The following is a 14204-nucleotide window of genomic DNA, read 5'->3' as shown; positions in this document are numbered from 1 at the left end:
AATGGCAATCAGGCGCGGGCGCGGCGTTGCGGCCGTCAACTATCCGACCGGCATGAATCTGGGCGGCGACCCTAGCCAGGCGCTGGTGCATTCGACGCCGACCGGCAACTTTATGGTGACGCTGTCATCGGTGGACCTCGGTCAGGGGCTGAAGCAGGTGATGGCACAGATCTGCGCCGAGACGATTGGCGTCTCGGCGGACCAGGTCACGATCGACACCGCGGATACCGACACCGGTCCGCACTGCATGGGGACATTTGCCTCACGTGGCACGCACCGGATCGGCAACGCCATCATTCAGGCTGCGACGGAGGCCCGGCAGGTCATGCTGGAAGTGGCGGCCGAGGAGATGGAGGTGGACGCCGCCGACCTCGAAACCGACGGCAAGGGCAACATCCATGTGAAGGGCGCTCCGCAGAAGTCGATTTCGATCTTCGACACGGCGCTTGCCGCGCATTTCAAGCGCGGCCGCTCGATCTCCGGTCGTGGAATGTTTCTGGTCCCGCGGTCGTACCCAGAGACGGAGACCGGCGCCATGAAGCCGGCGACTTGCTACGCGCATGCCTGTACCGTGGCGGAAGTCGACGTCGATGATGAAACCGGCGAGGTCACCGTCGTGTCGATCAAGAACGTCTTCGAGATCGGTCGGGCGCTGAACCCGAAAATGGTCGAGCAGCAACTGATCGGCGGCTCCTGGATGGGCATCAGTCATGCGCTTTACGAGACGACCGAACCCTACTATCCGAACCGTGATCATTGTGGCACCGACTTCAACCAGTATCTGATGCCGGGGCCGGGCGACCTTGCGCAGACGGAAATCATCGTTCTGGAGCGCCCGTCCTCCGATGGTCCCTATGGTGCCAAGGGCCCCGGGGAAATGTGCGCGAACCCGCAGATTCCCGCAGTGGCCAACGCGGTCTTCGATGCGGTCGGAGTGCGAATCGACATGCTGCCGATCACGCCCGAACGCATCTTGCGCGCGCTGAAGCAACAGCGCGCGGGCGCCGGAGCCTGACGGTGGCAAGCAAGCCGTCAGCTCCGTTGCCGGTGGCTTCGCCCGAGGATCTGGCCGGGCGCCTTGCCGAGGCGGACTATATTGCCGATGACGGTCTGGCGACAGCGATCTTCCTGGCGATCCGGCTCGGCAAGCCCCTGCTGCTCGAAGGCGTGCCGGGGGTCGGCAAGACCGAGGCGGCAAAGGCGCTGGCCGGCCTCTTGGACACCGAACTCGTCCGGCTGCAGTGCTATGAGGGCATCGACGCCGCCCACGCGCTCTACGAATGGAACTACCAGCGCCAGCTCCTCGCCATCCGGCAGGCCGGCGAGCGCGAGGTCGACATCTATGACGACCGCTTCCTGATCGAGCGGCCGCTGCTGCAAGTCCTGCGCGCGCCATCGCAACGGGTGCTGCTTATCGACGAGATCGACCGCTCCGATCACGAGTTCGAAGCGCTGCTGCTGGAGTTCCTGTCGGATTTCCAGATCACCATTCCCGAGCGCGGCACGATCCGCACCACCTCGCGGCCGATTATCATACTCACCTCGAACCGGACACGCGAACTGGCGGAAGCGTTGCGCCGCCGCTGCGTCTACCATTGGATCGGCTATCCGGATGCGGAGCGCGAGGCACGGATCATCGCCCTGCGCGCCGGCGAGGTCGCGCAGGCAACGGCGCGTGCCGTGGCGGCGGCCGTGCGCGATATTCGCACCCGCCCGCTGGCCAAGCCGCCCGGCATATCGGAGGCGGTGGAATGGGCGAATGCAGCGATGGTGCTTGAGAGTGCCGGTAGCAGCTGGCCGGAAGCGTTCCGCCGCGCCATAGGCGTCCTCATCAAGGACGAGGAGGATCTCGCATATATCGCGCCGGAACTTGACCGAATCGTGGAGAGGGCACTGGCATGACCGCGCTTCCACCTGCTGCGGCGAATCTGCTCGGATTTGCGCGCCTGCTGCGCGCTGGCGGCTTCATCGTCGCGCCCGAGCAAGTCGTTACCTTCATGCAAGGAGTCACTCTGCTGGGTCCCCGTTCGATGAAAGATATCCATGGCGCGGCCCGTGCCGCCCTTGCGCCCCCGCCGGACCGGATGGACGAATTCGAGGCCTTGTTCCGCAGCTGGTTTTGGGGCGACGCGATGGTCGTCGCGGACGGCGAGGACGACGAGGAGACGCGCATCAGGGATGACAGCGGCATCGTGAGGGAGAAGCGGGAACCGCCGCGCAAGGAGAGGGGCGGGGAGCTTTCTTCCCGCAGGGAACAGTTAGGCGACAGGGTTTTCGTCGCCGATGACGACGCGCGCCTCGAGCATTTTGGCAGGCGCCTTCGACCCGCACTTCCGACGCGGCGCTCGTTTCGCAGCAACCGGGCCGTTTCGCGGGGTAGGCTCGACTTGCGGCGGTCGCTGCGCGCGATCGTCGGTGCAGATGGCGACATTCCTCGCCCGGATCTGCGACGGCGTGCCGAGGTGGCGCGCAAGCTGTTGCTCCTCATCGATATTTCGGGATCGATGAAACGGCACACGTCAGACTATCTGAAACTCGCGCACGCTATCGTGCAGAATGCCCCGCGCGTCGAGGTGTTCACTCTGGGCACGCGTCTGACGCGCATCACGCCAAGCCTCAAGCTGCGCGACCGCAGCCGGGCGATGGCTCGCGCGGCAGAAGTCGTCGAGGACTGGGACGGCGGTACGCGCATCGGGCCGACGCTGCTCGCCCTGCTGGCGATACCGCGTTTCGCCGCCTTCGCCCGCGGCGCTGCTGTGGCGATCCTGTCCGACGGGCTGGAGCGCGGCAGCCATGCCGAGATGGAGGCAGCGATCCGCCGACTGTCCGCGCGGGCTTTCCGGACTTTGCTGCTGACACCGCTCGCGGCCGATCCCCGCTTCCAACCGCAGACTGCGGCCCTTAAGGCGGTCCTGCCCTATCTCGATGATCTGGTCGACGGCTCCTCGATCGAGAGCATCACAACTTCCATCCTCTCCCTCTCTCGGCCTGCTGTGGATCTGAAGGTGCCATGATGCAGAAGATCATCGATTCCCACTTCCATATCTGGCGGCAGAAGGACCAGCCGTGGCTTGTCGGACCCATGGTGCCGCGCATTTTTGGGCCTTATGAGCCGATCCGCCGGGACTACCCCATAGAGGAGTTCCTCGAAGGCCAGCAGGATGCGGCCGTCGAGAAAGCCGTCTATGTCCAGACGAACTGGGCCAAGAGGGATTTCGAGAAGGAGGTCGCCTTCCTCACTGAAACCGCGGCGCGCACCGGCTGGCCGCACGCAATCGTCGGCTATGCCGACATGACGGTCGACGACGTTCGGCCCCAGCTCGACCGACTGATGAAATACCCGCTGCTGCGCGGCGTGCGCATGCAGCTTCACTGGCACGAGACGCCTGCATTCCGTTTCGCAAGCCACGCGCGTCAGGTGATCGATCCGAAGGTGCGTGCCAATGTGCGCCGGCTGCAAGATTACGGCCTGTCCTTCGATCTGCAGCTTTTCCCGCCGCAGATGGAGGATGGGCTGCAACTGATCGGCGAGAACCCACAGATCGACTTCATCCTCACCCACGCGGGTATGCTGACCGCAAGTGACGAGAAGACGATCGACGAGTGGCGCAGCGGTCTGAGCATGCTCGCCAAGGCGCCGAACCTCACCGTAAAGCTGTCGGGACTGGGGACCTTCGAGCACCGCAACGACCCGGTTTTGATCGCGATGGTCTATGAAACGGCCATCGAGATCCTTGGCAGTGGCCGACTGATGTTCGGGTCGAACTTTCCGATCGAGAAATTGTGGACCAGCCATGCCGATCTGATCACTGCGCACCGCACGGCAGCGGCGACATATAGCGAGGTCGATCAGGCCAACATTTTCTGGTGCACTGCAGAGCGCATCTACAGACCGGCATAGCGACCCAAGAACCCACCGATCAGCGCTTTGGGTGCCGCGGAATATCCGCTTAGGGTCATCACTTTCGGTTTCGGGGCGACGTGCGCAGCGGGTTCCTTCCTCGGCCCCCAAGCTGCCGGGCGGCAACGCGCCCATAAGCTTGAGGTCCTGAAGCAGGAAGTCCCAGACATGAAGATCGAGCCGTACCCGACTCTGATCAAGCGGCATCTCGATGTCATTGCAAAAACCCAGCCACTTCTGGAGAAGGGCGCTCACGCGGACGATCCTGACTTGGTGATCATCCGTGACCTGATTGAAAAGGTCGTCGTGAATCCCGACAAGTCGCTCCAAATCGTCGGTCGCTTGGCCGCTTTAACAGGCACTATTCAGAAGTTTGGCAATCCCACGGAGACTGTGTGGGGAGCAATGGTAGCGGAGGTCCGCTACGCTCAATCCCCCCGACAGGCAAGTGCCTTGTTTTCCTACAGATCAGACTAGAGATCGCTGGGACAGCCAGTCCTTGGTGGTGCCACTGTCTCGTGCGTGCCTCGCGACACCGACCGATATGGCCGGATTGTTGCGGTCTCCCGCGCCAGAGGGACGGAACTGAACAAGTGGTTGGTCGGCCAGAGATGGCCCATCGCTTACCGACAGTACAGCCTGTAGTATGTGTCTGACGAACTTGCTGCCCGGCGAGCCCGTGCAGGGCTATGGTCTGGGAGTTTCGTCCCGCCTTGGGAGTGGCGGCGAGGACGACGGTAGGGGCGTGGGATAAACCTCTGTGCCTCGCTCTGCTCGTACGAGAGGTTGACGGTGGGCTGGCGGCAGAGCCATGGCGCTAGTGCCAAATACATGGCGGTCTGAGTACTTCACCGCCGAGACCTCCGGTGACGAAGTTCGAGAGGTACGATGAAGTTCGTGGAGTTGGCCTGCTACTCTCCCCAAAAGGCTTTTGGCTGTGTACTAAGGCGGCATTCACTCCTTCCGGGCGAACTCGGGAGGGCGCATTTTCATTGTTTAGACATTTCTTATACGAGTTTTCAGATGGCAGTAGTTAAGAAGAAAGTTTGCCCCGCCATACTTTGGAGGCCCGGTGAAGAGCCAGAGGACTGCGTAGCGCTCGCTACGTCCGTTGGGCGCGAAGCTCACTGGCACGGTGGGCGCATCTATAAAGCCAAAGACGGTCGTGCTGGCGTGCTGTGGTATCGCGGGTACGCGTATCATCGGGCGGACAGGCACATGGGGGCCAAGCATAACGAGCTTGCTACGCGGTTCGTCCGCAAGCATAAGCTGGGGAGCGAAGCTACCGAGATTTACGGCGATGCGCTCCTTGTGTGGGATGAGGGCCGTGAGGTCGATTGCATCCAGTTTCCCAAAGGCGCGGACGTGGTGGAAATGTGCGAGGCCGCTGGTGAGACCATTCCTGGGCGTGGCACTGTCTGCGTCGATGGTGATTTTACGCTCTGGTACGCGTTCACAACCCCAAGGCAGGACGAAAACCAGCATCTGGCGGATTTGGCCTGGGCCAATCTGAGGTTCTCGTGATGGCCGCTGTTTCGAAGAAGAAGATTAGCCTCGTCACCACCTTCCACCCGGACGAGGAGCCCGAGGAAGAGTATGTGCTTGCTACACTCCTGCGCGCCGGGGGCAAAACACGCAGCAAGGACGTTACTTTTGGCAAGCGCAGTGGTCGGCTCTGGTACTTTCCGCCGCTTGGTCCGGTGCGGGCCGGGCCGTACAACGAACTCGCCACTGGGATGATGAATGACCCGTTGTGTTCAATTTCCACGCCCATTTTCGGGACCGTGCGGATCGACTGGGGTAAGTCCATGTGGCGCGAGTGCATCCGGATCAACACCGATCAGGAGGTCACTGGGGAGCTTCTGGACCGGCTCCAGGAAGAGACCAACGAGGTGATCTACGGTCGTGTCATCACCCTCCACGATGGCGACAATAAGCCATGGCTCGTGTTTCTCGAACCGTCTGAGGACAAGGCCCAGCACCAGCGGGACCTCGTCATGGCTAAGATGAGGTTCGGATAGGGGGAGGGGAGGCTACTCGCCCCTCGTCAGCTTCATGAGTTCTTCCGTAGTCATGCCTTTCCCGGCATGGCCGACAAAGCGGCGGAAACGATCCCCGACGAGATACGCGCGCAGAGCCTCGCGGGTCATACCGCTGATTTCGACGAGCTTGCCCTCGCGATAGGCTTGCAAGACGAGCTTGTAGTCCTCGCTGTCGCGGTTGACGTAGAGGTCCACAGGCTCGTCTTCTTTGTCCGGATCGGGTTTGTCGCTGGTCATCGCCTATCCTATCACGCTAAGCGCCCCATCTCCACATGACGGCTGATGAGCAGTCCCACCTTTACGGGCTTTAGGAGCCTGACCACCTTGAGTTCCTGAGCGGCGTCGGTTTCTGGTTTGTCGCTTGTCATGCCCGGTCCTATCACATGGACTGCCTCACCTCCACGTCAACCTGACGGCTGATGCGCGGAGAATATCCTGCCATGACGAGCAGATCGTCCCGGATGCCACCACGTCGGTTCTCGGTGTTGAGAATACGCTGGAAGGGCGGATTCCACTTCGGCTAGCGAACGCACCATTTGCCCCCCTCCTGCTTCTCATTCGAAGAACTCTTCGTCGAGTTTCTTGATCATCAGGGTTTCCTCAACTCGGCAGCCAACCTCATGGCGGATCATCGAAGCTAATTTTGATTTTGCGAACTTCGCCAGGGCTCTGATATAAATAGAAGTATTAGATGAGATGCGATCTCGTCGCTGCATATCGTTCAGGAGTGTATCGGGGTCTCCTCCATCCCAAAAAATGGTAACCGGGACCACTGACCGGCAGCGCCGTAGGTAGAACGACCAACGAGACGGACATCCCGCCCCAGATGGTAGGGAGTAACGGCTGCTCGGCGGACAAGAGTTTCCGCAAGAAGGCATCAGAAAAAGAGGAGAAGTGTGTCTTGGTCACTTTGACCCTTCTCCGCGTGTGTCGATCCCTCAACTGTCTGACACACGTTGCTTTGATCTCCAGATCAATAACCGTTTCGATCTTAACGCTCACCAGAGTAGCAAGGTCCGTCGGGTGCAAAAGGCTTCATGCACACCTAGTCGGGCAACCCCCAAACTCACCAGTAGGTGGAGCGGATCGGGGAAGGGGCCGCCTATGCTGGTTACGGGAAACCGCCAGCCGCCGATTAAATCCGGCATGTGGCTTGTTGAGCGTACTCATAAACTCAGGGTGCGAATGAACTTCCCCCTTTATCCTGTTCATTTTTGGGCAGGATAGGGGGGGAAAGCGTCAAATCTTGGGTGCGAGATGGAAGATAATGTTTGAAAGAGATGAGATCACCTCAGCGAAATACCGCTGGTGGCCTGAGTGAGAGCGATCACGTGTGATCGCGATCAACGAAGGCCATCAGCGGCTCAGGGGTGCGCGAGCAGCCCTGTCCCCTCATGAACTTCTTCACGACGAATCCAAGAGCCCATCTCGTGATGGCTGAAGTTCGTACAACCACGGTCTCGCCCACGGCTCCCGCAACCGTCCCAGGACCGACATGATCCACGAACAGATCAGGCAGCCTTAATGACGAGGTCCTTGTCTTGGAGTCGCCCGGCCCGGCCCTGGGAGTGGCGGCGAGGACGGCGGTAAGCTGGACCTGATCTGGCTTAGTCGCCGTTGCGGATTCCGCCGTCGTCAGGTGGGTCACGTTTGACCTGGGCGCGGGCAACCGAATCCACACTAACGTTTTGGATAATGTGCGATTCGTACCTGTGCGGGGTAAGCCACCGCTGGATTCGGTTGTGTGGCAAGGACGGTCCCGACCTTGCTGCGCCCTGTCTGCGAGTCCACTGCGGCGGTGATCTCAAAGAGCACCAGAGCCAGCGCGGCCCCGAACTTCACCCCCCCGCACCCCATGCTTCATGAGGGCATGGCGAGTCGCCGGGGTTTGTACCCAATGACACCTCTTGATATTTTATCTTGGCTATATCCAAATACAAAAGTGACAAACATGGCAACGCAGCCGAGATGGCGCGGCATGCGATAGTCCAAGCACGAGGGGGTTGGTTTTATGGCCGTAGATGATGCCTCCCGGACGGGGAGCGTAAAGGAACAATTCAGTAAACGTGCGTACCGGCTCATGCTGCAAAAGAACTATAATCAGAGCGATCTGGCCCGTGCGGCGGACATGGACCGCAACCGAATTTCCAGCTACATGCGCGGTCAGTCTCTGCCTACCGGGCTTTTCCTGAAGAAGCTCGCGGACGCCCTGGGCGTGAAGCCGACCGACCTGATCCCTGACGAGCGTCTAGAAAAAAGCGCCGCGCCGTACAGCGCGGTTGTCTCGCCAGACGGAAAGACAATGCAGATCATAGCCAATGTCTTTGTTCCGACGCAGGTTGGCGCGCAGATCATCCAGTTGCTCGCCGATAATGCGACTGCTGACCGAGATTGAGGCTGCTGAGGAGGAGGTTCGGCTCCGGGTTTTCACGCGGCACAAGCCAGTAGGCGACAAGGTGCCGAACTCGCCCGACCCATTGGCTCTTGCTTGTCAGAATGCGTCGGACCACCGGACGTTACTTAGGTCAGCCCAGTATATCAACGCAGCGCGCCCTGATCCGGGGTGAAAATGCGTGCTGCTGAGATGCGCTGGATGGATGACAGCCGCACGCTCAATCCGCACTTCTGTGGCCGTGCCCCATAAAGTTCGTCCCAAACCGCAGTTCGAACGTTCCGCATTTCGGGCACTTGTAGTGGCCGGGAAAGTCCAGGTCGAAAAGCTCCCGTAGGGGCAACGGTAGTTCTGCCCATTTGGAATTACGATCATCGTCCCCCATCCAGTTCGCGGGGTCGCGGACGGGCGACACGTTTGACGACTTGCAGGTCTCACACGTCAACTCTGCGGCTTTGAAGTTGGCCGTCGTTACCGCCTTGCAGCTTCCACAAATGACAGGCCCTGCCAAGTACACCTGATAGTTCGACATCAGGCTGCCGACCATCAAGAAAGTATCGTAACCGCACGAAAAGCAATGCGCGTCAGTAGAGTGCATCTCGCCATCCTCCTGGCGGGTTCAGACTTTGGGGGGGCGCTCCGCCGCATCTGGTGTCGCCGACTACGCTTCAGCCGCGCCGCCCATGCACTCCCGCGACACCGACTGTCGATCCTTCAACAACGCTTCCGGGGTACGTAAACGAGCGCTATTCGCGGGGCGCTTGTTTAATGCGGAGTGCGGCTTGGTCAAATGCCTCAGCAATGCCATCGCGCATTTTCAGCCGGTCCGCGAACCCTTTGGGAGATTCGTCCCCATCTGGCTGTTCAAGCACCAAAGATGCAATCAGGTCTGGCAAGCCTCTGAGGCCGCTGATTTCAATCTCCAGGGAGCCTGCCCTCAGTACCGTTCGGTTCGGTTTGACAAGGCCGTCTGGGTCCCGAGAGACAAAGCCGTAAACCACCTCCCCACCACCGGTATACCTTCCGGCGAGCGGGTAGTGCACAGTGCCTGATATCGAGACTTTTCCACCAACTATATCCATTTGCCCCAGTCCTTCTTCTTATTCAAAGAACTCTTCGTCGAGTTTCTTAATCGTCAGGGTTTCCTCAACACGGCAGCCAACCTCATGGCGTATCATCAGCCGCGCAAGTTGCGTCCCGTCAATCAGCACGATCCGCTTGCTGAGCAGGTCCGCTGTCTCGCGCGCAGAGGGCGAGAACGTCGAGGTCGTTACGAACAGCCCCTTGTTGGCCTTGAACCGGTCCAGGCTGCCGAAGAAGTCTCGAATTGCGCCCGCCCCGACGTTGTTGCCGTCCGAGTAGCGCTTCGCCTGGACGTAAATACGGTCTAGCCCGAGAGGGTCCTGGTCAATCACCCCGTCCACGCCACCGTCGCCTGATTTCCCAACGAGAGCTTTATCAAGCTCGCTGACTGAGCCGCCGTATCCCATCGCGATGAGGAGCCTGACAACGACACTTTCGAAAAAGGCCGGGGTGCCCGCTATCACCTTCTGGAGGAGGTCCGCTGCGAGAGCGGCCTCAAGTTCCTTTGCGGCCTTTCGCATCACCTCGTCAGGCGTGAGGTGATCCTCCTCCACGGCCACTGAGGGGGTGCTGGTGTCAGCCGAAACCTCTTGCCCTTCGCGAAATGCGCGAAACTCAGGAAATTGTGAAAGCAGACGACTGTCGATGCGCTCGGGCGCACTGTTGAGAACCTGTTCTCCGCGAGGCGTGATCCGGAAATGAGCGCGTCGGGTTGGTTCGACGAGACCCGCCTTACCGAGGAATGACTTCGCCCACTGTATCCGGTTGTAAAAGACAGTTTGCCGTCCCGAAGGCAGTAGCTGCGACTTCTCCTCCGGTGTGAGTTGAAAATCCTCAGCCAGCCGCTCGACCACATCGCCGATCCGGACCTCACCGGAAGCTGCTTCACGGAGTACAGGGAGCATGAGTGTCTGGAAATCTGGAATGGTCATGGCGAACTCTGATTCGAATGATGAACATTGCTACACGCCCAGGTGTTCTGTGAAGTAATCGCGATCACAATGCTTCTGGGATCATTTTTCCATGATCTTTTCGCGCCGAAGCAGGCTTTTCCCACCAAATGGCGACTTTGCTGAACGCTACGATAGCTTTCGATAGTCCCTTGCGATCAGAGCCCAAATTCCCCCATCCGCACCGCAGAGTTAGACATTCCTTCGTCTTTCTGTGAGATTGACCGACGGATAATCCGGCCATGGAGGGGGAAATGGGGTCGGCCAATTTCGAGTTTCTCAACGAGCACGACAGGCGACTGGTGACACTCGGCGGGCTTGCGGAACGCTATTTCCGCGACGACCCCTCGACCGCAATCGTCAAGTTGCGCCAGTTTGCCGAGTTGACGGCCAAGATCATCGCCGCCCGGCATGCCGCCTATCGCGATGAGCGGGAGAGCTTCGAGGAAACGCTGAGGCGGCTTTCCTACGAGCGGATCATTCCAAAGGAAGTCGCTGACATTTTCCACGCGCTGCGCAAAACAGGCAACGTGGCGGTGCATGAGGCAAAGGGGGCGCACTCCGACGCGCTGACAGCGCTGAAGCTCGCCCGCTCCCTCGGCGTCTGGTTCCATCGCACCTACGCGCGACAGCCAACCTTCAATCCTGGCGTGTTCGTGCCACCACCCGAGCCGGTCGATGCCACCGTTCCTCTTCGAGAGGAGATCGAGGCTCTGCGCCGAAAGATGGCGGAGACCGAAGATGCAGCCGCTGCTGCCCACCGTCGGGCCGAGGAGCAGGCTCGGGCGCGGGAGACGGTCGAGGAGAGATTGAAGCGCGAGGCGGAAGAGCGAGCCACGTGGGAACAGCTTGCTCAGGAGGTGGAGGCAGAAAGGGCAGCCATCGCCGCCAAGCTGACGAGCTTGCAGTCGGACGCCGAGAACGCTCCACGTGAGGCAGTGATCGAGCTTATTGAGCGCGGAGAGGAAGCCGCAGCCAAGCTGGACTTGGACGAGACGGAAACCCGCGCCCTGATCGACCAGCAGCTTCGGGATCGTGGCTGGGCGGCAGACACCAAGACGCTGCGCCATAGCGCAGGCGTCCGACCTGCGAAGGGCCGCAACATGGCGATTGCCGAGTGGCCGACCGCCAACGGCCCCGCCGACTATGCGCTATTTGTCGGCACCACGTTGATCGGCATGGTGGAAGCCAAACGAAGGCGCAAGAACGTCTCGGCTGCCATCGACCAGTCCGAGCGGTACTCGGCGGGGATCAAGGACAGCGGCGACTTCACCTATGCTGGTGGACCATGGGGCGCTCATCGCGTGCCCTTTGTCTTTGCCGCAAATGGACGCTCCTATTTGAAGCAGATCGAAACCGAGAGCGGCATCTGGTTCCGTGACACACGCCGCAGCGCCAATCATCGTCGCGCGCTGGTGGACTGGCCGACGCCGGAGGGCCTTTATGGACTGCTCGAAGTCGATCAGGATGCCGCGAATGCTGCGTTGAAGGCGCAGCCGTTCGAGTTCGGCTTTCCCTTGCGACACTATCAGGAATCGGCGATCCGTGCCGTTGAAACGGCTATGTCATCCGAGCAGCGATCCATGCTCGTGGCAATGGCGACAGGCACCGGTAAAACCAAGCTCGCCATCGCGCTGCTCTATCGGCTGCTGTCCGCCAAACGGTTCCGGCGCATTTGCTTCGTCGTTGATCGCAGCGCCCTCGGCCATCAGACCGAAGGCGAGTTCTCGACCACCAAGGTCGTGTCGGGCAAAACCTTCGCCGAGATTTTCGGTCTGAAGGGGCTGGCGGACGTGAAACCGGATGTCGAGACCAAGGTTCACATCTGTACGATCCAGGGGCTGGTGAAGCGCGTCCTCTATGCCGCCGACACCTCCGAGGCCCCGCCTGTCGATCAGTACGACCTCATGGTCATCGACGAGTGTCATCGCGGTTACCTGCTCGACCGCGAAATGTCCGATGCCGAACTCAGCTTTAGGGGCCAGGACGACTACGTCTCCAAATACCGGCGCGTGCTGGAGCATTTTGACGCGGTTAAGGTCGGGTTGACCGCAACGCCAGCGCTGCACACCACCGATATCTTCGGAGAGCCGATCTTCCGTTATTCCTATCGCGAGGCGGTGATCGACGGCTTTCTAATCGACCATGAGCCGCCGATCAGGATCGAGACGGCACTCGCTCGGGCGGGCATCACCTTCGAGAAGGACGAGCAGCTTGATCTGCTCGATACGCGCAGCGGTGAAATCGACACCGCCACGCTGCCCGACGAACTTCGCTTCGAGGTCGAGCAGTTCAACAAGCAGGTAATCACGCCGGAGTTTAACCGCGTGGTCGCCGAGGAACTCGCGAAGCACATCGATCCGGCACTCCCCGGCAAAACTCTGATCTTTGCCGCCACCGACGCCCATGCCGACATCGTGGTGGATGCGATCAAGAGGGCGTTCGCCGATGCCTATGGCGAGATTGATGATGCGGCGGTCAGGAAGATCACCGGCAGCGTTGACAAGGTGCAGAACCTGATCCGGTCGTTTCGAAACGATGCCGACCCTAAGATCGTGGTCACGGTCGATCTGCTCACCACCGGCATCGACGTGCCGAAGATCACCGACCTCGTCTTTCTGCGCCGCGTCAACAGCCGCATTCTCTACGAGCAGATGATCGGGCGGGCGACACGTCGCTGCGACGAGATCGGCAAGGAGGTGTTCCGCATCTTCGACGCCGTGGACCTCTACCCGCATCTCCAGAATCTGACCGACATGAAGCCGGTCGTGGTCAATCTGTCGATCAGTTTCGAGCAGCTTGTCGGGGAGATGATCGGTGCAAAGGACGACGGTCAGCGCGAAACGATCCGCGAGCAGATGGCGGTCAAGCTGCGCCGTCGCCTGAAGAAGTTGCCCGAGGAGGCGCGGCAACGCTTCGAGGCCGTGGCAGGCGAAACACCGGAAGCGATGCTGAAGCGCTTGTTAGCAGGCGATGCCCCAACACTTGCAGCTTGGTTGAAAGATCGGGCAGCCATCGGCCCGATCCTCGACTGGCAGGCGGACAGCGGGAATCCTCGCTTCATACCCATCTCGCGTCATGCCGACGAGGTCGTCGCCATCACGCGAGGCTATGGGGAAGCTGAAAAACCGGAAGACTTCCTCGACAGCTTCTCCGCTTTCGTGCGCGACAACATGAACGCGATAGCCGCGCTCAAGCTCGTCGTGCAACGCCCCCGCGATCTGACCCGAGCCGACCTGAAAGAGCTTCGCCTCGCACTGGACCGCAAGGGCTATTCCGAGGCCAATCTGCGACGCGCATGGGCCGATGCCAAGAACGAGGAGATTGCCGCTTCGATCATCGGCTTTGTCCGTCAGGCAGCCATAGGCGACCCGCTGACGCCTTACGAGGATCGCGTGAGGTCGGCCATGCGTTCGATCATGGCAAGCCGTCCGTGGAGCGAGCCGCAGAAACGTTGGCTGAAGCGCATCGGCGAACAGATCGAAAAAGAGATCGTGGTTGACCGCGAGGCCATCGACAAAGAGCCGTTCATCGCCGATGGAGGGTTCAACCGGCTCAACAAGGTGTTCGGCGGCGAGCTTGAGGCCATCCTCGCCGGGATCAACGATGAGATGTGGAAGAAAACCGCCTGATGAGCCGCATATCGTATTTTCAGCGATTCTCGCAGCGTGAAAATCACGCGACCAACAACACCCTACTGCTCTTGCGATACTTTGTTGATTTCCACCAGGAACTGACCCGGGATTAGCGGATATTTCCATCGAGAAGTGACCCATGTTTGAACCTTGCCCCGCGTGTTTTCAGCGGGGGCTATGGAGTGATCGACATGGCGTTAT

The 14204-nt window shown here is 60.3% G+C and carries 12 protein-coding genes; 9 read left to right on the top strand and 3 right to left on the bottom strand.

Annotated elements, in window-relative coordinates; translation table 11 throughout:
• Position 1: 1 nt before the first annotated feature.
• The 7 genes from ABLE86_RS21570 (at position 2) to ABLE86_RS21540 (ending at position 5922) form a co-directional block, all read left to right on the top strand.
• Positions 2–1015, top strand: coding sequence for a molybdopterin cofactor-binding domain-containing protein (locus ABLE86_RS21570; RefSeq protein WP_348781052.1), 1014 nt, complete (start codon positions 2–4; stop codon positions 1013–1015).
• A gap of 26 nt (positions 1016–1041) precedes the next feature.
• Positions 1042–1902 (top strand): MoxR family ATPase, encoded by an 861-nt coding sequence (locus ABLE86_RS21565; protein ID WP_348781088.1) that lies wholly within the window; start codon positions 1042–1044, stop codon positions 1900–1902.
• The gene (locus tag ABLE86_RS21560) at positions 1899–3014 is read left to right on the top strand and encodes a VWA domain-containing protein (RefSeq protein WP_348781051.1); all 1116 of its coding nucleotides are present in this window, start codon (positions 1899–1901) and stop codon (positions 3012–3014) included. Before ABLE86_RS21565 ends, ABLE86_RS21560 begins: the two co-directional genes overlap by 4 nt.
• Positions 3014–3901, top strand: coding sequence for an amidohydrolase (locus ABLE86_RS21555; protein ID WP_348781087.1), 888 nt, complete (start codon positions 3014–3016; stop codon positions 3899–3901). The genes ABLE86_RS21560 and ABLE86_RS21555 overlap by 1 nt, the downstream gene beginning before the upstream one ends.
• Positions 3902–4069: 168 nt before the next feature.
• Entirely contained in the window at positions 4070–4378 is a 309-nt protein-coding gene (locus tag ABLE86_RS21550; RefSeq protein WP_348781050.1) for a hypothetical protein, read from the top strand.
• 546 nt (positions 4379–4924) lie between these two features.
• A complete protein-coding gene (locus tag ABLE86_RS21545) occupies positions 4925–5425 on the top strand; it encodes a hypothetical protein (RefSeq protein ID WP_348781049.1) in 501 nt (166 codons plus the stop codon).
• The gene (locus ABLE86_RS21540; protein WP_348781048.1) at positions 5425–5922 is read left to right on the top strand and encodes a hypothetical protein; all 498 of its coding nucleotides are present in this window, start codon (positions 5425–5427) and stop codon (positions 5920–5922) included. The genes ABLE86_RS21545 and ABLE86_RS21540 overlap by 1 nt, the downstream gene beginning before the upstream one ends.
• A 12-nt stretch (positions 5923–5934) precedes the next feature.
• On the opposite strand, the gene ABLE86_RS21535 is transcribed toward ABLE86_RS21540, so the two are convergent.
• A complete protein-coding gene (locus tag ABLE86_RS21535) occupies positions 5935–6180 on the bottom strand; it encodes a hypothetical protein (protein WP_348781047.1) in 246 nt (81 codons plus the stop codon).
• 1774 nt (positions 6181–7954) lie between these two features.
• On the opposite strand from ABLE86_RS21535, the gene ABLE86_RS21530 reads away from it, so the two are divergent.
• Positions 7955–8338 (top strand): helix-turn-helix transcriptional regulator, encoded by a 384-nt coding sequence (locus ABLE86_RS21530; RefSeq protein WP_348781046.1) that lies wholly within the window; start codon positions 7955–7957, stop codon positions 8336–8338.
• 743 nt (positions 8339–9081) lie between these two features.
• Here ABLE86_RS21530 and ABLE86_RS21525 read toward each other — a convergent pair.
• Together ABLE86_RS21525 and ABLE86_RS21520 are read right to left on the bottom strand one after the other, a co-directional pair.
• A complete protein-coding gene (locus tag ABLE86_RS21525; RefSeq protein WP_348781045.1) occupies positions 9082–9417 on the bottom strand; it encodes a hypothetical protein in 336 nt (111 codons plus the stop codon).
• Between the two features lie 18 nt (positions 9418–9435).
• Positions 9436–10350: a restriction endonuclease gene (locus ABLE86_RS21520; protein ID WP_348781044.1), complete on the bottom strand. Its 915-nt coding sequence runs from the start codon at positions 10348–10350 to the stop codon at positions 9436–9438.
• Positions 10351–10610: 260 nt separating this feature from the next.
• Here ABLE86_RS21520 and hsdR point away from each other — a divergent pair, with 260 nt between their 5' ends.
• On the top strand, positions 10611–14000 hold the full coding sequence (hsdR, locus tag ABLE86_RS21515; protein WP_348781043.1) for a type I restriction-modification system endonuclease: 3390 nt from the start codon (positions 10611–10613) through the stop codon (positions 13998–14000).
• The last annotated feature ends 204 nt before the right edge of the window (positions 14001–14204 follow it).

This window comes from Mesorhizobium sp. KR2-14, from assembly GCF_040049255.1.
In the GTDB taxonomy this organism is placed as follows: Bacteria; Pseudomonadota; Alphaproteobacteria; order Rhizobiales; family Rhizobiaceae; genus Pseudaminobacter.
This window is presented reverse-complemented; position numbering and strand designations above follow the sequence as displayed.